The organism is Gaoshiqia sp. US2, assembly GCF_059705485.1.
In genome coordinates this window covers 3486466-3506316 of the sequence record NZ_AP048550.1, presented here as the reverse complement: position 1 = coordinate 3506316, position 19851 = coordinate 3486466, and the positions used below count along the sequence as shown (strand labels likewise).

Below are 19851 nucleotides of genomic sequence, written 5' to 3'. Positions count from 1 at the left end.
TTTTGTTTGACTGATTTTAACTGATAATGCCCGCAAGATAATAAGAATTTGTATGAATGCCGATTTTTATTTCTCAATTTGAGAATAGTTATCATTTATGCAGGCAATAGACTGAAATTTATCGGGGGTTACATTATCGTCCGGTCATTTTCTCTTTCAAATATTGGTTGATTGGGACGATCTTTTGTTCAATCAACTCAATCACCTTTTTGATCTCGTCCGGATTTTTGCTTTTGCCGGCGTGACTTTCCAAATTTTTCAGGCATTCATACAGTTGTGTCGCCTGCATGTGTTTCGCCGGCGCTGCCAGTTTATGTGCTGCTTCGGCGATACCGTTCCAGTCAGACTTGTCAAAACATTGCCGGATGGTTATCATTCCTTTTTCACTCGAATTGATAAATATTTCAATCATTTCTTTGAAGAAGAGCTCATCGCCTTCCGCCATTTTTTTTAGTTCTTCCAGATCAATTTCAGGGGCAGAATTTTCCTCCGGTTTAGCTTTTGTCTCGTCAATCCCGGCTGGTATTCGCTGCGAAATAGCCTCGAAAAGTTCGGCCTCGGAAAAAGGTTTTTGCAGAAATCCCTGTATGCCGGCTTGACGGCATTTTTGAATGTCTTCCTGCCTGTTGGTGGCGGTGAGGGCAATAATTTCGGTTTCAGGCAAAATGGAGAGAATCTGTTTGCTGGCTTCAATTCCATCCATAACCGGCATTCGCATATCCATTAAGACGAGATTGAAAGCGCGTTCGGTAGCCAATTGCAAGGCTTGTTGGCCATTGGTTGCTTCTTCGTGCGGAATCTCCCACTTGGTCAGGATGTTTTTGAGTAAATACCGGTTGAATTCTTCGTCATCAGCCAGAAGTATCCGGAGTTTTTTCCATGATTGCGGAATCCTCAACTGATGGTTTTCTTTGCGAGCCACAAAGTCAGGATTGCCTTCCTGGTAAGGAATTTGAAGGATAAAACGGGTTCCTTTTCCCGGGATACTTTCTACCTTGATTTTACCGCTATGCAAGTCGATAAGCTTTTTAACGATGGACAGGCCTAAGCCGGCTCCCCGGTTTCTTTGGGTCATGCTTCCATCGAGTTGGACAAATTCATCGAAAATGCGGGAAAGGTTTTCCTTTGAGATACCGATTCCGGTATCCGCAATTTTCAGGTGAAGGATATAGCTGTCTTTCACGGTTCTTTCTTCTGACATGGAAAGGCTGACCTGACCTTGTTCTGTAAATTTGATGGCATTGCTCAACAGGTTGATCAGGATTTGTTTCAACCGGATCGGATCTCCTTTCAGAACCCGGTTTCGGGGAAGTTCGTTTGAAATAATCAGGCTGAGCCCTTTTTCGGCAGCGGTATCTTTTAGCAAGGTGTACACCTCATTGCTTACGTCATTCAGATAAAAATCGTGCTGTTGAAGTTTTAGTTTTTGAGATTCAATTTTTGAGAAATCGAGTGTGTCGTTCACCAGGGAAATGAGGTGTTTGGCCGATTTATACACAATTTCCAGATTGGTTGTCACTTCGTCGGAATGCGGTTTTTTCAGCATCTGTTCCGTTAATCCGTAAATTGCATTTACAGGAGTGCGCATCTCGTGACTGACAGTGGCAACAAACATTTCTTTGGCTTTCGAAAGATTTTCTGCTTCGGTTCGCGCCCGTTGCAACATTTGCTGGTAGGCGCGGGAGTGCCGGAGATAGCGGAAAAACAACAGCAGGACCACGACGAGTAAAAAAACAGCAGCAATGGTAAAAACCGTTAACAGCCGGTAGGTTTGGGCGGCCATAAAGTCAGCTTCTTCCGTTTTGTTTCGCAACCGTTGTTGCTCGCTGCTTTCAAGTTGCGAAATCAATTGATTGATTTGATTGGTTACCAGGATGCTTCGTTCGACCAATACTTTTTCGCGGGCGAGCAGTTGCTGAGTCTGGTTGGATGCCTGCTGTTCAATTTCAGCAATTTCCTGTTTAATTTGCTCTTTTTCCTCACTTTTGTCAATAATAATTGGCGGCGGGCTGGTGGCAGTATCTTTTCGGGACAGAAGACGTCTGAAAAATCCTTTCGTTTTTTCCGGTTGCTGAACGACAATGGTATCCGGTAAAATAATCGCGGTGTCGATTTTTGAATAAAGTTCAGAAAAGGAGATCTGCGACTTTTCTTTTTGTTTTTGAAGCGCCCGTAACTCGGCCCAGATAATTAGTTTTCGGTTGGTTAACAGGCGGATCGAATCAATCAGTTGGACTTCATTCGACCCGGGGATGGCATAATCTTCCAGATCATTGAGTTTTCCCTGGATTGTTTCATTCAGTTTCCGGTAGGGGTGGATGAGCGATTCGTCCAGGGTCAGGCTGTATAACCGAACAGTATTTTCAACCTCGTTCAGGTTTGAAGCAATATCTTTAATCAGCAGCAACTTTAAATCGGGTCGCGCTTCTCTATGAATGGAATCAACAATCTTTGAAAAGCTGTGATAAACCAGATAGCCCGAACCAATCACTACGGCTGCAATGAAAATACTTAACAGCGTAATTTGTATTTCAATTTTTATTTTTTTCATTTCAATTTGAAATGCTTGTCATTTTTTGTTCCTGTTTTCAATCAAGCCTGTTTTTTAAGCAGTTTAGGGCGTGGTTAAGCCGGGCTGCAATTACAATGCCGTTCATTTTTGTTAAATGTAATGAATTGGGAATTATTATACTAACCGTGCCGCAGGCTGTTTGTTCTTTTCATTTTGAGAAAAGGCCGCGCTCCGGTTCTCTTGTTCCTGAAACTACCCCAGCAATTGTTTGTAAATCCCGTAATTTTCGTCATCGTAAACGCAAAAAATAACCGACCCGATCGTTTTATCACTTTCCAAAAAATCACGGATGGTTTTAACTGCAATTTCAGCTGCCAGGTCTTTCGGAAAACGATAAACGCCGGTGCTGATGTTGGGGAAAGCAATACTTTTTAAACCGTATTCTTTGGCTAAGAGCAAACTGTTCCGGTAGGCATTGGCCAATTGCTCCTGTTCCCCGATCATCCCGCCATACCACACGGGGCCAACCGTATGGATGACGAATCGTGCCGGTAATCGGTAGGCCTGTGTTATTTTTGCTTCCCCGGTTTCGCAGCCGTTTAGTGTCCGGCATTCTTCGAGTAACTTTGGCCCGGCTACCCGATGTATGGCTCCGTCAACTCCTCCTCCTCCCAGTAAACTTTTATTTGCGGCATTTACGATGGCATCTACATGCATCCCGGTAATATCTCCCAGGTATAATTCAATCCTGTCCATCTTTTTTCCATAAAGTTAAACTTCTTTGAAGATGAATCAACACGGATTAGCTCCGGTTTTTGTTTTTTGTGTAGACAAATAGTGGTCATCCACCCCATAACGTCCGGAGCGAGCTTGTGAGCGGCGGTTATCGCAGCCGGAATCAGGAACCGAGGCTGATGATCAGGATCCCTGCCAGAATGCCCAGCATGTAGATCCCTTTTCTACGAATATTATTTTCTCTGAAAAGCAAAGCTCCGGTTACGAAAGCAACCAGTACGCCTCCTCTTCGCAGGGGCGAGATAATGGAGATCATGGAATCGGGGTAACTGAGGGCATAAAAATAAGAGAAGTCGGCCAGCAACAAGAGCAGGCCGATCACCGGGATGCTCCATCGCCATTGAAAGACAGGGCGCTCGCTTTTGGGTTTTGACCAGCGGAACATAGCAATGGCTGGCAACATCACCACAACCTGGTAAAAGGAGAACCAGGCCTGTACGGCCAACCGGTCGATTTTGCGGATGATAAATTTATCGTATAAACCGCTGGCAGCGCTGAGTAAGGTCGCTGCGATGATGCAAAATATCCAGGTATTCCGGCGGAAATTGATTCCTTCGAGTTTCCCGGCAGTTGACAGCAGATAAAAGAATACCAGGGTAACACTGACTCCGAGCCATTGAAGCAAGTTTAGGTTTTCGCCGAAAATGAGAATGGCCCCGATCAGGGTCCAGATCGGACCGGTAGCCCGGATCGGTGAAACGATGGTGATCGGCAAATGTTTCACCGCGTGAAATGCAAAAATCCAACTCGATACCACCAACATTGACTTCAGAAAGATGAGTTTGTGCTCGTGCAGGCTTATTGGCGGAACGTACAGACTGATTCCTTTTAAAAAACCGGGGTATAATACCGATCCGAGAACGACAGGGAAAACAAGTGCCGCTCCGGAAATGGTCGAAATCATCAAAACAGGCAATACGGCATTCGAGTTAAGTGAAAGCTTTTTGAAAACATCGTATAAACCCAGAAGCACGGCTGAAATTAATGCCAGTAATACCCACATATTGTTTTTGATTTGGCGCAAAACTAATACGCTTTTGGGCACAGAAGGTCTGTTTCAGGCCGAAACGGCTGAAGTTTAAACATTGCTTAATCAAGCAAAGCGGCAAATCGGATTTTTAACGGGTGAAAAGGTTAGCGGGCAGGTTCAATCCTCTTGTTTCTTCCTGTTCCTTCCCGAGAAGTAGGTGATCAGCGAATAAATTCCTTTTTCGACGATGATTCCGGTGAGGATTAACTCGATGGTTGAGATGGTATCGCGTATACGCATTTCAATTTTCTCTTCCTGGTAACGGAGTTGTTGCTTTTTCATTTGGCGCAACATGCGGAGCTCTCGCAGTGAATTTATTTTTTCCATATCCTGAGCTTAATCTTCCTTGTTGTTTTCGAACAAGATGGAATTAATGGTTCTGATGATTGCCGAAGAAATCAGGTTCCGGCGAATGAGTAAGAAAATGACGGCCAGCATGACGATGGCCCCCATAACAATGAGCAAACCCGCCAAGTAATCCTGGAACTGATTGCCATACCAGATGACGAAAGCGGCCGATGCAAAGAGAAAAAAGATCGAGCCCAGCACAATCAATACGATCATGCTGATCAGGAATACTGATATTTTCGTCATTTTTTCAAGAAACGATAATTTGATTAAATCCAAATGGAGTCTCAGGTATTCCCCGATGGTATTCCCCAGTTCGCTGAAATTATTTGACAGGTTTGTTTTCATTGTGTATAGAAATCGTTAAAAAATAAACTTGTTAACTTGCACTTGCTGTTTTTTTGGCCTCGGCTTCATTTTTTCCGCCATGTTTCATTTTTTCAACTCTTTCGCTGATATCATTTTTCAGATTTTTGATCTGCTTTTCCAGCCGGTCAACTTGTTCTCCGACTTTCTCGCTGATATCGTGAGAGACATCCGATACTTTTTTCTTCAGTTTTTTCCTGGTTTCTTCTCCTTTGTCAGGTGCAACCAGTATTCCGGTAATCACTCCTGCAGTTACTCCTGCCAGGAACCCAATTAACACTTTTGTTGTAATTTTCATGACTTTGTAATTTAATGTTAAACATTGATTAATAAAGGGGCGAGGATATTTCAATCCTCAGTCAGCCGGAGATTCTCCGGCCCACATTAGCCGCCCGGCGGGCCGCCTGTATAAAATATGATATTCGTTGTAAACATGCAATATGGCTGGTATTATTGGATTCTTTTACGAAGGACCTTACTTTGGGTTATATGATAACTGATTAATTATTTTGAATCAAATTTAAAAATCATGTCAAAACCGCTGTCATAGGATGAGTTGTTAAGCTGGAAGAATAAAAAGCGAAACAATTCATATTCCAGTTTGACTTCGTATTTGGCCATGTCTTTTCCATCGGTTTCACCGAACCGTTGTTCGTAGCTGACAAACAAATCGTGGGTGATGTATTTTCCTACGACCACCGTGGCATTGTCGAACCCGCCGTCACTTTTCACTTCAATATAATCGACATTAAGTTTGTCTCCTAAAAATTTGGTGATTTGCGAGGATAAGAGCGATGCAGCGGCTGTTCCGGCCAAACTGCCGCCTCCGGCTCCGCTCAGATTCTCCTGTTGGTCCAAGGTGAGTTCGTTCATTCCTCTCCCAAACAGGATGTATGACAAGGCATCTCCCTCGTTGATGGAGCTGTCGTCGAGCATGAAGCTGACAGAAGGGGCTGTCGCTGTTCCGGTAATGTTAACCGTCAGTTTTTGCGACACCCGTTGCGTGTTTCTGAAAGTATATGCCGCCAGAATGTCCATTTCAGGGATTAGTTCCTCACCTCCCTTAAAGCGAATGCTGCCGCTGGTGATGACAAATGTGCGCCCAAACAGGTCGTATTGGCCTCGTATCACGTCAATTGAGCCAAACAGTTCGAAAAACCGGGCATGTTTGATCAATTCCAGGTCTCCCGAAAGTTCGAGGCGAAGATCATCATTTTTGATCCACGTGTTCCGGGGAATTTTAATCCGCAGTTTACCGGTGAGCTGGTTGAAATAATCGAAGCGGGAAGTATCTGTCGCGCTGCTTGTTTGAATTGTCGCCAGGGTATCATCTCGCAGGTTCATGTGTTCCATCTCTCGCATCAACAGGGGTTTGGGAATCTCCTGCACGTTCATTTTCCCCATCATGCGGAAGATTGCCGGAAGGTATATTTCGGATTGAGGAATGTTTAAATCTCCGTTAAATGCGACCTCTCCTTTTTTTCCACCCAAGCTGGCATTACCCGAAACTTTCATGTTGAACTGCCGGTGGTTGACCGGGTTGAAATCCCGAAGCCGAATCGCGATGGATGACTGGCTGATGTCGCCTTTATAAAAATCCGAATTAAAATCAATCTGACCGTCGGCTGTCAGTGTCCCGTCGGCTGAGCGGATCAGGAAGGTATCCAGGAGTATCTTGTCGCGAAGAAATTCGATGTTGAAAAGGATGTTGCGGTAATCGATTCCGTATTCAGGAACTTTCAGTGAGGCTTCTTTCAGTTCCAGTTTTCCTTTCGGATCTGGCGATTCGATGGTTCCGTTTACTGTAATCGCCCCCTGGAGATAACCTTTGATTTCCTGGTTCAGTTTCAGGTTTTGCAAAACAGCCAGCGGAAACTCGTCAACAGATAGGGTGAACTGCACCGAATCTTTCGGATTAAACTGATAGTTCATACTGTCCAGGCTCAGTTGCAGCGGCAGACTTCCCGCCAGTTCGAAATGGCCGCCGTCGCGGGGAACGATCTGGGCTTCCAAATTGAGCAAGCCGTGACGATAATTCATGGTTCCGCCAAAGTCGGTAAACTCAAAATCGTTCACAACAGCTTCACGAATGTCGAAGGTCCCTGTTATTTCAGGCGATGCAGCCGTTCCGCCCAGATCCATTTTTAATCCAAAATAACCGGAAGCAGGCACATTTTGCTCAAATAATCCGGCCAGTTTTCGGATATCAATATGGGCTGCTTCAAACCTGAAATCTTCTTCTCCGTGCAGACTGATTTGTCCTTCTGCCCAAAGGTATTGTAAACTGTCTGCTTCCACCGGCGCCATTTTGAAATTGCTGATCCGGTAACTCAGCGAATCCATTTCAATAATGGCGGGAGCCTGTTGCAGGGCCCAATGCTGATCCTTGTAGTTGATCAGCCATTCGTTTAGGGTGATTCTGAGTTGATCTCCCATGCGAATGCCGGTTTCCAACTGACTGCTTAAGCCCATGCCTGCTAGCCGGCCGCTGAGATACAGCGAGTCGGGATTGGCTTCCAAATCCAAACTTACAGAGTCCAGCCGAAACGATTCATTGGATAAATCGAAGGCAGTCAGACGGGCATTTACCAAGGTATCTGATGCCGTCAGGCTGACCCGGGCATCGGCCAGCAATTGCCCGACGGAATAACTTTCGTAGGTGGTTTTAGCCAGATTAAGGGTTGTGTGCAGGTGGAGCGAGTCGGCTTTTCCGGTCAGCCGGGCATTTATTTGTCCGCTTGTTTGCAGATCGGTTGCCGGCATAAACGACCTGAATTCGTCGAGTCCGGCAATGGTAGCCGACAGTCGGATGTCGGAGTCGGCAGCGGGGTGATAATTTCCGTGTGCCGTCAGGTTAACCGATTTCGTTTGAAGCCAAAGCGAGTCGATCCGGATATTTTCGTACGCATAGTCGACCCGGGCAAACAGTGTATCCACCTTGATTTGTTGTATTTGTGATTCTGAAAAAACGACCGACGTTTGGGCACGGAGTGTTTTCGGATCGATACCCTGACCTGATATTTTTGCTGTCAGGTTGAGGTTTGATTCCAGGCTGTCGACTCCGGTCAGCTGAGCCAGGTTGAGTTTTTGCGCCAATAGTTCAAACCGGTACGAAGGATTTCCATATAGGTCGCGGACAGTTGAAAACAGCTTAAACTGACCAAAATTGCCCCGGCCTTCAGCCATACCGTCCAAATTGCCGTGGTTTAAGTTCAGGTTGAACCTAAGCCGGTCAACCGGTTTTTCCTCGATGAAGCAATGATCGAAGTCGCCATTCAGGTTGACGACAGCCGTTTTCGGGTCGATACCCTTGCCTGTAGCCTTCAACTCGCCGTTTATCAGGTAGTTTAAGCCGTAATCGCCGAGCCAATGGGACAAGAAGATATTTTCAAAAATGCCGTTCATCCGGTAACTCAGTTGTAAACTATCCTGATTGAAAGCCCATTCGGTCAGGTTCCCGGATTCCAGTTCGAGTGAAATCCGTTGATCCTGATCAGCCAATTCCAGACTTGCCGTAAGAGAACCTTGCCTGATGGCCGCATCCAGCTTGAAAACCGGTGTCGCCGGAATCTTCAGGTCGGGTAAGAAGAATTCAAGTTCATTCCATTGAAGGGGGGCGCTTTGAATATGGGCAGTGGATTCTGTTTTAATGTTTTCTGCATAGGCCAGGTTGCCGCTGAGTTGATTCTGAGCCGTTTTCAGGTAAAACCTTTTTAACTCTGTCAATTCGTTATTGATCGACAGATCAAAGGAAAGTTGTTTCAGTGTAAAATCAGGATGCCTGGTGACAAAAGAAAAATCATGAAGCTGAAGCGATTGCTGCCGGCCGGAATAGTTCAGCGACAAACGGGTGTTAATTTGTTTGATTTGCCGCGGGATCAGGGTATCAGCAGCGTCGATTCTTACCGATCCTTCTTCTATTTGAAACAGCGCCAGGTCAATTTCAAATGGTTTGGATGCGGTGGTATCGGCAACCGAATCCGGGGGAAAGGGCTTGATCATTTCCTGCACGTTCCAGGTGGAATCGTTGATTTGTTTCAGGTAGAAAAAGGGTTTCCCGACGGATACCGTCTTTAGTTCAAGTTTTCGGTCAAGCAGCGCCCATAAATTGTAGCGGGCTTCCAGTGTCTCGATCAAGGCGAGCGTGTCTGATTGACTGGTCAACAAAACATTTTTCAGGCTGAGATGCGTGAAGAAATTTCCGTCAATTTCGCCAATCGTTAGTTGGGCATGTGCGAAATTTGCAGCCTGGCGCTCAACCAGGTTTATCAGTTTTCGTTTTACCGGTTTTGTTTGAATAAGAAGTGCAACAGCCAAAAGCAGCACCGGGATGGCCAACAGCAGCCATCCCAAAATACGTAAGCCATATGTAATAATTTTTGACATTTGTATCGTTTAAAATGCTTGCCCGACGCTGATAAAAAATTGCGGACTTTTTTTCTCGTTCCACAACGGAAAACCAATATCCAAACGGATTGGCCCAATGGGCGTCTCAATCCGTATTCCTGTACCGGTTGCGTAAGCCAGTTCGTTCAGCTGATATCGGTATGATCCCGTCCAAACATTTCCGGCATCGACGAAAGCCACCCCGCTGAGGCGCCAAAACAGCGGATGGCGAACTTCGATATTCCCTTCCAGAATACTTTTACCGCCCATGGGAGTGCCGCTGTCGCGTTTTGGGCCGAGTTCAGAACGGTTCCACCCGCGTACCGAATTGCTTCCGCCTGAATAAAAGCGGTCTTCTACCGGGATGAACCCGTTGCTGTCGGCCGAACTGATGCCACCGCCCATGAGCCGGAAAGCCAGCACCCATTGGTCGATTTTTTTGTAGCTGCGAAAATCGCCCCATAACCGGGTGTAATTAAAATCGCTGCCAAACAAATGCCCGTTCAATTTAAATCCAACCGACAGACTTTCGCCTTTTGTTGGCGAAAATTTTGGTTTTGAATTGGTGAACACCGTACTGAGCAAAATTCCCGATTTGTTGTAGGGGAATTTACTGCTTTCCATGTCTTCAAATTCCTCATCACCCGCCTCGATACGTTGTTCCACATTTTCAAGATAATAGGTCAGGCTGCTGTTTAACCTGTCGTTAAAACGGTAGGTGACGGGCACATTTACTCCATGCCTGCGTGTTTCGTAACCGGGTTCCGTGTTTCGGATGATAAACGGATTAATGCCAATGGAGCTGTTTTTAACAGGGAATTGGGGCTGAATCCATCTTAAACTGACCGAGTAGGGGATCAGGGCCGAATGTTTCAGGTAGAGGTTCATCCGGCTTGCATCGCTCAAAAAACCACGATAATTTAATTCCATAAAGGTGCGGAACTTATCTTCGGTACCGTAACCAAAGCCGAAACGTGTACCTACGCGCGGAGCCTCTTCGATGTAAATATTAACGGGTATCGGGCTTTTCCTTGTTTTTACATCGGTTTCGGGAAGCACCGAAACCACCCGGAAAAGTTGGAGTTGGTACAAATCCTGCCTGGTTTTTGCGAGCAACGACTTGTTGTACAATTCACCCGTTTTGTAGTTGAGTTGCTTGCGAATAAACTTTTCAGAAACATGTTTATTTCCCGATATGTTTGTTTCGCCGTTATAACAAATAGGACCGGGGTTGACAACATAGCTGATTCCGGTGACAGACTCAACCGGTTTCAGGTTGAGCTGATAATCGATCTTCACGTATGCATATCCCAGGTTGCGAAACGCATCTTCAAGTAACTGGACGTCGCGCATTAAGGCTTCATCGCGGAAACGTTTGCCTTTTGCAAGTTCCTGCTTACGTAACACTTTTTGCTTAAGCGAATCCAGGTTGATATCGGTTTTTTTGGCCAGACTGATGTCAACATCCCCGGTCAGTACCGGATTGCCTTCGTCAATTTCAATAGCCAGCCTCACCACTTGTCTTTTTGAGTTTTCCTTCAACGGCAACAGCGTCACTTTAACATCTAAAAATCCTTCGCTTTGGTAGATATGTGTTAGCCGCTCCATGTCCAGATCAACCAATTCCCGGTTATACAGAAACGGTTCTTCTTTCGTAAATACTTTCTGGAGATACGAAACTTCTTTTAAAACCATTCCGTCGAGCAGAAAATCGTCATCCAATGTTTTGTTCCCGTGAAACACAATACTTCTGATTTCATAGTTTTCCTGAGCCTGCATTTTTCTGGGGAAAGCGAGACTGATCAGGACGACAATCATGAAAGAGAAGAGAGGCATCTTCATGGCTAATCCGTTTTCTGCTACAAGTTATATAATTCCGTTCAGCCCCCAAAGGTTTAAATGTTTATTCTGATTATTGTGTCATCGGTTTTATTCATTTTACTTCCTTATCGGCGAATTAGGGGGATTTTCCATGCCAGATCAAGACTGATCAGGTGTTCATACCTCCATCTTTCTGTCGCATCGGGTCTGTAAAATGTTGGTCTGTATTTAATTCCTAAATTGAAGTGTTGCCCCGTCTGTAGGTACGACGAAAAAATAAATCCCAGCGCATTGTTTCTTTTTTTTACCGGTTCTCGTGTTGGTGGAGGCGGGTCAAACTGATCATAGAACCGGAGATCCCAGGTATTTCTGGCGTAAGACAGCCCGTACCCAACCGAAAATCGTTTAATTTTATGATTATTTGATAAGCTTACATATCTTGAACTCATGAGTTCATACTCCCCGCTGATGTCAATTGCCGCCGGGAAGGGCACAAAAAAGTCGGTTACTCCGGAAACCGACAAATTCAAAAATTGATTTTTGCGGTGGTAATAGTCAAGACCAAGAGTAATTCCCCAAAACCCAATGCTGGTTTTGCTCTCTTCCTGATCAGAAACCAAGTGGAAACTATTGATATGTGGTAAAGACAGGTGAAGCAATAATACCCCTTTGTTATTGGCTTTTCCTAAGCTAAAATATTGACCGGTCGTATCGGACGAATTCAGATAAACCTGTTGCGGATAAGAATAACGCTTAGGATTCTTGCGGTCGACAAGCATTCCTAATCCATAGTTACAGTAGATATTGCTATAATAGACAAATGAATTTTTGGCATGGATAATTACATTCTTTTCTAAACTGTCGGTTACAACAGTGATGGCTATGGGATCTTTTTTTTTTCGGCAATTAGCCGGACTTTGTTGTCAATCGTTCTGATGGTGTCCTGATTGAATATGATCAGGGAAGGCTCAGTGGTGCAAATGGTTGTTTTAACCGATGGCTGATTCATCAAACTTGCGCATGAACTGAGTAAGCCGGAAAAGATAAGTAGTATAAGTGCCTGTTTCATCGTTTAGTTGGTAAAAATGATCCCTGTTTTCCTGGAAAGCTAAACGGGATTGTATTCTTCAAATGTTTGAATATCAATGAGTCTCAGTTTTATAGTTCTGTCAATCCCGTTGTTTTGAATGTAATCAACTGTACTTTTCAAGCGGTCAGTAATTGACTGATTTTGCCACAGATGTCTGGATACAAAAAACTTAATGGTGTAGTCATCGCCTGTGGTCAAAAAGATAATATCGATTGTTTGGTTCTCGGGAAAATAAGCTTTTAACCGTTTAACGGCATCTTCTACCGTTTTTACATCGTCCAAAGGCTGTAGATAAAGGGAATCAATGAATGCGGAAGCTTGTCGAACAATTGTTCAGGTAACATAAAGAGTCCGGCAAACAGGATAAATGTAGCGATAAGCCCGGCAAAGACAGCATTTCTGGCAGCTTCATCATGGCCGAAAACCTTGTAATTTTTGGAAATCAGAATCCCGGCAGCAAGCGGCCCACCTATAAATGTGGCTATTGAAATCGCTTTGTTCGTAAAAATTTGTTTCGGTTTTGTTTCCATATTTATTTGTTGATCAAGACTTATTGCGGGTTGGGTGTTTGTTTTATTTCAGTAGTCATATGGAAAGAACGATTGTCAGGTCATGGTCTGAGTTTTTACGCTGGCAATTTCCTATACAGAAAATGCAACTTTCATTATATCAATATTTTAAATATTAACGCGATACAAATTTTGATTTACTTTCTATTTATTTTCTGCTGATTATCAGTGTTTTGCGTAATATTGGTTTTGTATCGCTGGATACAGGCCGAATATCTTGGGCAGAAGCAAATTGTCCCGGTTTACCAGTACGTTTGCTATGCAAGTAACCTTGACCTTGATGCCGCTGCATTGCACGAACTTTATAAGCAACGTTCTGTCAGCGAAACATGGATCGAACAGGTAAAAGGCCATGTGATGGCCGGAAGCACGCTTACCGGCGACTTCTGGGCAAACGACATCCTATGGCAACTGAATGTTTTGGCCTATAACCTGTCGGTGATGGTGCGGCAGAAAAAAGGCAAGTTCAAAAAACAGGAACACCGGACCTTTATCGACTGGTTTATTGCAGTCCCGGCTAAAATAACCAGCAGCGGGCACCAAATAGAATTGAAAATGTATAAACACCATTTTTATAAGGCCGACTGGGAAGAACTTGACAGGCTCATCGAAGCGGCATAATAACAGAAAGGAGTAAAATATGGATACTAACACGGGGGTGTATGGGAGCGGTGCGTTCACATAGCCCGGATATCGGCTAAAAAGGGGTATGCACCCTGCATGGGCAAAGAAAAACAGAAGGTTCGATTCGCGGAGTTAGACTAATTTGGCCATATATGAATCGCTTTTGCTCATACACCAAAATATTTTTGGTTCAAAAAAATCAAATTAGATTTTTAAATACTAATTATCAATTTCAAATATCATACAACGAATAAACTTATTAATGATACTATGCCAAAGAATATTACTATGCTTCCAAGGGACTTGTTTAATCGCTGAGAATTTTTTAACCACGATTGATTACGAATGAAGTTTGTTGAAAAAACGATTGATCCCCACCACAAGTTTGTTCCAATAAAAATGCCACTATAAAGTTCAAGCAGTTCAAAATAATTGCTTCCCTTGGGCACAATATTAAATGTGACAAAAAACAGAGCATACATAACGATGGTCAATGGATTAGAGAGTGCTAGCAAAAAAGTAGAAAAAAAATCCGCGATATAAGTGCTAATTTTACTTTTTATTTCACCGGTTTGCACTATGGATTTTTTTGCTAATAATTTAAACCCTACAGCTAAAATTATCACTCCCCCAAATAATCGGATCGGAACCTGATATGATTCAATAAAATTAAAGATAGAGTTTACACTTAACGTTGCGATAATTGCAAAAATAGTATCAACAATTGCAACGCCAAACCCCATAATTAAACCTCTCAACTTTCCATTATTTAAAGTCCTCTGGATAGTGGTAAATGCAATTGGACCTATAGAGATAGATGCAACAAATCCAATAAACAATCCTTTAAAAATTAATATATCCATTTTTATTTTCGTAATAACATCTTTATATTAAATAAAAAATTACCTATAATAGCATTTAGCGAACTATTTTTATATCTTTCTCTTGTCACTTTTAATAATATTCTTTAGATTTCTTAGAATTAAGTCGTAATTTTTCAGCGTAGAATATGCAATTTCTTGTCCTTCTTTTACATATTGTTTTGCTGCTGATAATGTTGAAACTTTACTAAATTTTGAGAGATGGTCAAGTTCTGGTAATAAAACGTATTTTACAACTCTACCGGTTGCTTGGTAATAAAGATTAATCAAAGTTTCTACTCCAAACCTGGAAGCTTTCATTTTATTTATAAGGGGCAAAATATCTTCTCTCTTAACAGACCTTTCTCCCGTTAATGATTTAAATGGATTTACTTTATAGTTTAATATTGCAACAAATGGTTGGCCCAAAACCATATCAGCTTCATTATTAATGATTGGCTGAATTAATTGGTTAAGCGGTAATGAGAGCAGTGTTGTTGATATATTTGTTAAATCAGCATCTATAAATACAATAATTTCAGAATTTGAATTCTCGACTCCCGTCGCCATGGCATATCCCTTTCCCTTGTTTTCTGGAAGATGGATGTCAATTATTTGGCAGGTATTCTTTGAATCAGTAATAACTCTTTTTGTTTCGTCAGTTGATCCATCGTTGACAACGATAATCTCATTAAAAATTTTACTTTCGGCGACGGAGATTATTACATCTTTGATTGTCCGTTCCTCGTTATATGCACAGATAATTGCTGAAACGTTTTTCATCTTTTTATATGTTTAAAAATCAAAAAGTGCTTTGTGCATGGCCAGTTCCCCTGACTTAATAATTTCTTCAGATTTATAAAAAAGAAAGTCTCCGTACGAATCCATGGGAATTTTAATTATGAAATCTGGTTGATACAACTCTATTGTCATTGCAGAAATCTGCTGCATCATCAAATTGACTGAATGGGCCAGAAGTGTATAATAATTCAACGGCTCTTCTTTAATATTTGGTGAAAGGAGCTGGCGTTTTTTTCTAATAAAAGATGAATAGTTCAATTCGGGTTCTTCTTCCTTTGATGATTTTGGGGTAACAGAGAGCCTCTCGGATGGTATGGGGGAGTTTACATCAACAACGATTAATAAATCATCCTTTCTTCGTTTGATGCGATTAACTGGTATGGGATTCAAAATGCCGCCATCTATAAGAATATCCTCATTTAACTTACTTGGATTGAGAAAAGTAGGTATTGAAATTGAAGCACAGATTGCTTCAAACAGATTTCCTTTATCAAAAACTACTTCTTTATTATTTATGATGTCGGTTGCAACAGCAGTGAAAGAAATCGGTAAATCTTCAATTTTTTCATCGGGGACTATTTGTTGTAATTTCTTTATTACTTTGCTCCCTAAAACTAATCCGTTGGTACTTAAAGTAAAGTCAATCAAATTAAAGACTGCTTCTTTGTCAAGGCTGCACATCCATTCTTTGTAAACTTGTAAATTCCCCGACGCATATATTCCGCCAACCAGAGCTCCCATTGAAGAACCTGCTATCGATCTTATTTCAAAACCCTGTCGTTCTAATTCTTCTATAACACCAATATGGGCGACACCCCTGGCACCACCGCTGGATAATACTAATGATACTGATGGATACATGTGTTATTTTATGCTTAATTATTAAAACGGATATATTTCGCAGTCTAGTTTTGGATAAAAACATCTATATTATTTATAGTTTCAGTTTTAGTCTTAAACTCATTCAGTGCAAGTTGTGTTGCCAATTTTCCAGCTTCAATAATCTCTTCTGATTTATAAAAATGAAAGGGACCGTAAGAGTTTATTGGAATCTGAATTAAAATATCGGGTTGGTGCATTTCAATAGACATTGCTGATATTTGTTGAACCATCATGCTTCCGGATTGTGATAAAAGCGTATAATAATTTAACTGATCTCCTGTGATCTTGGGTAAAAATCGAAATCCTTTTTTTAGTAGGAATGAGAAGTAGCTCAACTCGTTATTTCCATTTATCAAGGATTCTACTTCTGGGGCATCCGCTGTTGAAGACACGGGTCCACTTACATCAACAACAATCAGTAAATCATTTTTTCTTCGCTTAACCCGGTTTATTGGTAATGGATTTATAACGCCACCATCGATTAACAACATCCCATCCAGGTTACAAGGTTTAAAAATGGTTGGGATCGAAATTGAAGCACGGATTGCTTCAAACAGACTTCCTTTATCAAAAACTATTTCTTTTTTATTCCTGATATCGGTTGCAACAGCGGTGAACGAGATAGGCAGATTTTCAATATTTTCATCAGTCACCAACTTTTGTAATTCCGATATTACCTTATTCCCTTTTACTAAGCCATTGGTGCTCACAGTAAAATCGACTAAATTAAACACTGCTTTCTTGTCGAGCTTACACATCCAATCGCGGAAGACCTGCAAATTGCCTGATGCGTAGATTCCGCCAACAAGTGCTCCCATTGACGAACCTGATATGGAGTTTATTTCATATCCCTGCCGTTCCAGTTCTTCAATTACTCCGATATGCGCTACCCCTCGGGCGCCACCGCTTGACAATACTAATGATATTGATGGTTTCATACTTTTAGCTGCTTTGATCAATTGAAAAATTTTCAGGATATTTTGCTTTAACATCCTTATACATGGCATTTATTTGATGTATGACTGTATTTATATTTTCAAGATTATCAATCACCCCTTTTATTCCAATTTCTTTCTTCTGATAATCAAGATAGCCAACAATAATCGGGACTTTCGCTTTCCAGGCCATATAATAAAAACCTTTGTCCCATTTAGTCGTTTTTGCAAAAGCACCTTCGGGAGAAAGAATGATATGCAGAGATTGTGATTCTTCAAACATTTTAGCAACCTGATAAATAGCGTTTTGACCTTTTACACCGCGAACCGGTATCGATCCGTACCATTTTAAGAAGAGATTCATTGGAAAATAGAAAAGCTCTTTTTTAGATAGGAACCTATGGTTAATGCAAAGCTCGTTAAAACAAAGTTTACCATATAAAGCATCGAAATAGGAGGTATGAGGCGCGAATATGATGATGCTCTTTTTGATGTCGGGAAATTCGCCTGAAATTCGCCAACCCAATAAATTTGTGAGAATATATCCTGATATCGTTTGCATGGTTGGCGTTTTTAATCTATTGATTTTATTACTTAAGGAATATTGTACTTAAATCGTTTTATAGTCAGTTTTATTGAAAAAAAATTATTGTGCTAACCCTTTTGTTAATATTCTCATTAGACCTTCAAAATGAGGCGAATATTTTTCATACTTATTTTGCAGGAAGAAAGGTATCTCAAGTCCTTTTAATACCATAATAAAAACATCTAATAAAACATCAATATCTCCGATGACAGCAAATTCACCTCTGTCAACTCCTTGTAATATTATTTTTTTAAGATGTTCCTTCTCCCAAAAATCTAATTCGGTGCGTAAATCATCAATGAAATCGAAATGTTCAAAAAAGTCAGCTTTTAGCGTTTCATGGTAATTTGCAGCAGTATTTAAAATCTCCATTCTTTTAATGAGATATCTTTTGATTTTCTCAGAGGCATTTAAATCTTGATTATTAACAATAACAGTCAACTGATCTTTCAGTTTTGTCATTTCTATTGATACTACCTCCTTAAACAATTCCTCTTTGCTTGCAAAATGATAGTATAAAGAACCTTTCGCTCTCCTTGCAATTCTAGCTATTTCGTCCATTGAGGTTTTGTGAAACCCAAAGCGACTAAATAACTTAGTTGCAACACTTAAAATCGAATCTTTGGTATTATCGATGCTCATATAGTTTATTTGTACTATTATTGTTTTTCAGTACAAATATATTTATAATATTTGAATTCCATCAAAAATTTTCAATATTTTGAATGTATTCTTTCCTATGAACATAAGTTTTGTATGAAGAAACGTTACATACAGTAATCTCAATTATTTTTTTTCTCTGATATCTTGTCTGTAAAATCCAGAGAAAACAAAGCACAAGAAAATTTAGGTGCGTAATGGGGCCCTGAATCTTTCAGGCGTTTATCAACGGCTTGCATAAGTTCTTTGGGGCACTTTTATAAAGAAAAAGTGTGCCATGATGGAATGGAAATGGGTTATTTCACCTTTTGAAGTTTGAGTCCACTCCGAAAAGTGTACGTGTTTTTAATTAATTAATAATCAGATATTTATTTCAATTATTTTATGTATCTTGCTTCCATAATAAAAAGAGCAACAAATGTTTAAGAAATCATCAAAATCAGGTCAACTTAACATTTTCACATCGCCCAAATCTTTGTTTTCTGGCAATTCGCTTAAAATGTACGAAGACGAACAGGCTTGGCATAACCAGTTTCGAAAACAGGTTACCATGCGCATCGACGAAGATATCTTTCGGCCTTTATATTGTCAGGACAACGGTACTCCCAATGCGCCTGTCCGCCTACTGGTTGCAATGATGGTACTAAAAGAGGCCGAAGGCTTAAGCGACCAAAAGATTTTTGAGAACTGCCGTTTTAACCTGTTGGTCCGTAGCGCCATTGGCTTACATAACGCTGACGATCCAGTTCCCACTGAATCAACCTATTACTTGTACATATTCCGGTGATACCCGTTCACGTTTTCCGGTGATATCCGTTCACTTTTTGTTCAAAAACGATTAGGCAGATATAAAATTAATACTTCTTTCTAAGACTTTCTCCTTTTAATTGAAAACGTATCGACTTATGGACAATTCTGTCCAAACAAGATTCTGCAATCAATTCATTTCCTATAACTGCATACCAGTCGTTTACCGGTAGCTGGCTGGATATTATCAATGCTTTTTTTCGATATCTGTCATCAACAATTTGTTGAAAATCGTTTTGTTGTTGTCCTTCTAATGCTTTCATGCCAAAGTCATCTATGATTAACATGTCCACCCGTGAGAGCTTTTCCATGAATCGCATTTCTTGACCTTGCAATCGTTCGAGCTTGATTCTGTCTAATAACTTTTGCATAGTAATGAATGCGACATTAAATCCCAATCGACATGCCCTATCGCCCAAGGCAACAGCTAAATAGGTTTTGCCTGTTCCGGTAGGTCCGTTAATCACTATTGTTTGTCCATTGCGGACAAATCCACACGTACCCAACAGTGCCACAGTGGTTGCGTCAACACCTCTGGCTGTGCCATAATCAAGTTCCTCCAGCGAAGCCGGATACGGGAACGCGGCTTCTTTGAGCAACCGGGCTATACGGTTTGTTTTTCGGGTGTCCTGTTCGGTTTGCAACATTAGCTGCAGCCCATCACGAAGTGAGAGTTTGTCGGCCCTGCGTGTTTCACACAGGGAGGTCCAGCAATCGGCCATACCGGGAAGCTTCAGTTTGTGAAGCGATTTTTCAATTTCTTGCATACAATGTTTTTT

20 protein-coding genes are annotated in these 19851 nt (G+C 41.6%); 2 read left to right on the top strand and 18 right to left on the bottom strand.

Annotated elements, in window-relative coordinates; genetic code table 11:
• Positions 1–133: 133 nt before the first annotated feature.
• The 11 genes from AC6H3C_RS14135 to AC6H3C_RS14085 all read right to left on the bottom strand — a co-directional run bounded on the left by AC6H3C_RS14135 (position 134) and on the right by AC6H3C_RS14085 (position 12878).
• Positions 134–2551: a hybrid sensor histidine kinase/response regulator gene (locus tag AC6H3C_RS14135; RefSeq protein ID WP_497516045.1), complete on the bottom strand. Its 2418-nt coding sequence runs from the start codon at positions 2549–2551 to the stop codon at positions 134–136.
• A 213-nt stretch (positions 2552–2764) separates the two neighbouring features.
• The gene (locus tag AC6H3C_RS14130) at positions 2765–3268 is read right to left on the bottom strand and encodes an O-acetyl-ADP-ribose deacetylase (protein ID WP_497516044.1); all 504 of its coding nucleotides are present in this window, start codon (positions 3266–3268) and stop codon (positions 2765–2767) included.
• A 142-nt stretch (positions 3269–3410) separates the two neighbouring features.
• Complete coding sequence (locus AC6H3C_RS14125) at positions 3411–4310, bottom strand: EamA family transporter (RefSeq protein WP_497516043.1); 900 nt, start codon at positions 4308–4310, stop codon at positions 3411–3413.
• Positions 4311–4454: 144 nt separating this feature from the next.
• Positions 4455–4664, bottom strand: coding sequence for a hypothetical protein (locus AC6H3C_RS14120; RefSeq protein WP_497516042.1), 210 nt, complete (start codon positions 4662–4664; stop codon positions 4455–4457).
• Positions 4665–4673: 9 nt separating this feature from the next.
• The gene (locus AC6H3C_RS14115) at positions 4674–5033 is read right to left on the bottom strand and encodes a phage holin family protein (RefSeq protein ID WP_497516041.1); all 360 of its coding nucleotides are present in this window, start codon (positions 5031–5033) and stop codon (positions 4674–4676) included.
• 31 nt (positions 5034–5064) lie between these two features.
• Entirely contained in the window at positions 5065–5349 is a 285-nt protein-coding gene (locus AC6H3C_RS14110; RefSeq protein WP_497516040.1) for a YtxH domain-containing protein, read from the bottom strand.
• A 206-nt stretch (positions 5350–5555) separates the two neighbouring features.
• Complete coding sequence (locus AC6H3C_RS14105) at positions 5556–9437, bottom strand: translocation/assembly module TamB domain-containing protein (RefSeq protein ID WP_497516039.1); 3882 nt, start codon at positions 9435–9437, stop codon at positions 5556–5558.
• Positions 9438–9446: 9 nt separating this feature from the next.
• Positions 9447–11279: a BamA/OMP85 family outer membrane protein gene (locus AC6H3C_RS14100; protein ID WP_497516038.1), complete on the bottom strand. Its 1833-nt coding sequence runs from the start codon at positions 11277–11279 to the stop codon at positions 9447–9449.
• A gap of 104 nt (positions 11280–11383) precedes the next feature.
• Positions 11384–12037, bottom strand: a complete 654-nt coding sequence (locus AC6H3C_RS14095) for a hypothetical protein (protein WP_497516037.1) — start codon at positions 12035–12037, stop codon at positions 11384–11386.
• Between the two features lie 329 nt (positions 12038–12366).
• Complete coding sequence (locus tag AC6H3C_RS14090) at positions 12367–12630, bottom strand: hypothetical protein (RefSeq protein ID WP_497516036.1); 264 nt, start codon at positions 12628–12630, stop codon at positions 12367–12369.
• Positions 12618–12878 carry a hypothetical protein gene (locus tag AC6H3C_RS14085; protein ID WP_497516035.1) on the bottom strand — a complete coding sequence of 87 codons (261 nt, stop codon included), beginning with the start codon at positions 12876–12878 and terminating at the stop codon, positions 12618–12620. Before AC6H3C_RS14085 ends, AC6H3C_RS14090 begins: the two co-directional genes overlap by 13 nt.
• 228 nt (positions 12879–13106) lie before the next feature.
• On the opposite strand from AC6H3C_RS14085, the gene AC6H3C_RS14080 reads away from it, so the two are divergent.
• Entirely contained in the window at positions 13107–13538 is a 432-nt protein-coding gene (locus AC6H3C_RS14080; RefSeq protein ID WP_497516034.1) for a transposase, read from the top strand.
• Between the two features lie 242 nt (positions 13539–13780).
• Here the strand turns inward: AC6H3C_RS14080 and AC6H3C_RS14075 are convergent, their stop codons facing one another.
• From AC6H3C_RS14075 to AC6H3C_RS14050, 6 genes are all read right to left on the bottom strand, one after another.
• Complete coding sequence (locus AC6H3C_RS14075) at positions 13781–14404, bottom strand: LysE family translocator (RefSeq protein ID WP_497516033.1); 624 nt, start codon at positions 14402–14404, stop codon at positions 13781–13783.
• A gap of 69 nt (positions 14405–14473) precedes the next feature.
• Positions 14474–15184, bottom strand: a complete 711-nt coding sequence (locus AC6H3C_RS14070; protein ID WP_497516032.1) for a glycosyltransferase family 2 protein — start codon at positions 15182–15184, stop codon at positions 14474–14476.
• A 12-nt stretch (positions 15185–15196) separates the two neighbouring features.
• Complete coding sequence (locus AC6H3C_RS14065; RefSeq protein WP_497516031.1) at positions 15197–16063, bottom strand: patatin-like phospholipase family protein; 867 nt, start codon at positions 16061–16063, stop codon at positions 15197–15199.
• 44 nt (positions 16064–16107) lie between these two features.
• Positions 16108–17022: a patatin-like phospholipase family protein gene (locus tag AC6H3C_RS14060; RefSeq protein ID WP_497516030.1), complete on the bottom strand. Its 915-nt coding sequence runs from the start codon at positions 17020–17022 to the stop codon at positions 16108–16110.
• Between the two features lie 4 nt (positions 17023–17026).
• The gene (locus AC6H3C_RS14055; protein WP_497516029.1) at positions 17027–17581 is read right to left on the bottom strand and encodes a 1-acyl-sn-glycerol-3-phosphate acyltransferase; all 555 of its coding nucleotides are present in this window, start codon (positions 17579–17581) and stop codon (positions 17027–17029) included.
• An 84-nt stretch (positions 17582–17665) separates the two neighbouring features.
• The gene (locus AC6H3C_RS14050) at positions 17666–18247 is read right to left on the bottom strand and encodes a TetR/AcrR family transcriptional regulator (RefSeq protein ID WP_497516028.1); all 582 of its coding nucleotides are present in this window, start codon (positions 18245–18247) and stop codon (positions 17666–17668) included.
• A 436-nt stretch (positions 18248–18683) separates the two neighbouring features.
• Between AC6H3C_RS14050 and AC6H3C_RS14045 the strand changes: the two genes are divergently transcribed.
• Positions 18684–19052 (top strand): transposase family protein, encoded by a 369-nt coding sequence (locus AC6H3C_RS14045; RefSeq protein WP_497516027.1) that lies wholly within the window; start codon positions 18684–18686, stop codon positions 19050–19052.
• Between the two features lie 67 nt (positions 19053–19119).
• Here the strand turns inward: AC6H3C_RS14045 and istB are convergent, their stop codons facing one another.
• Positions 19120–19839, bottom strand: coding sequence for an IS21-like element helper ATPase IstB (istB, locus tag AC6H3C_RS14040; RefSeq protein ID WP_497515901.1), 720 nt, complete (start codon positions 19837–19839; stop codon positions 19120–19122).
• Positions 19840–19851: the final 12 nt, after the last annotated feature.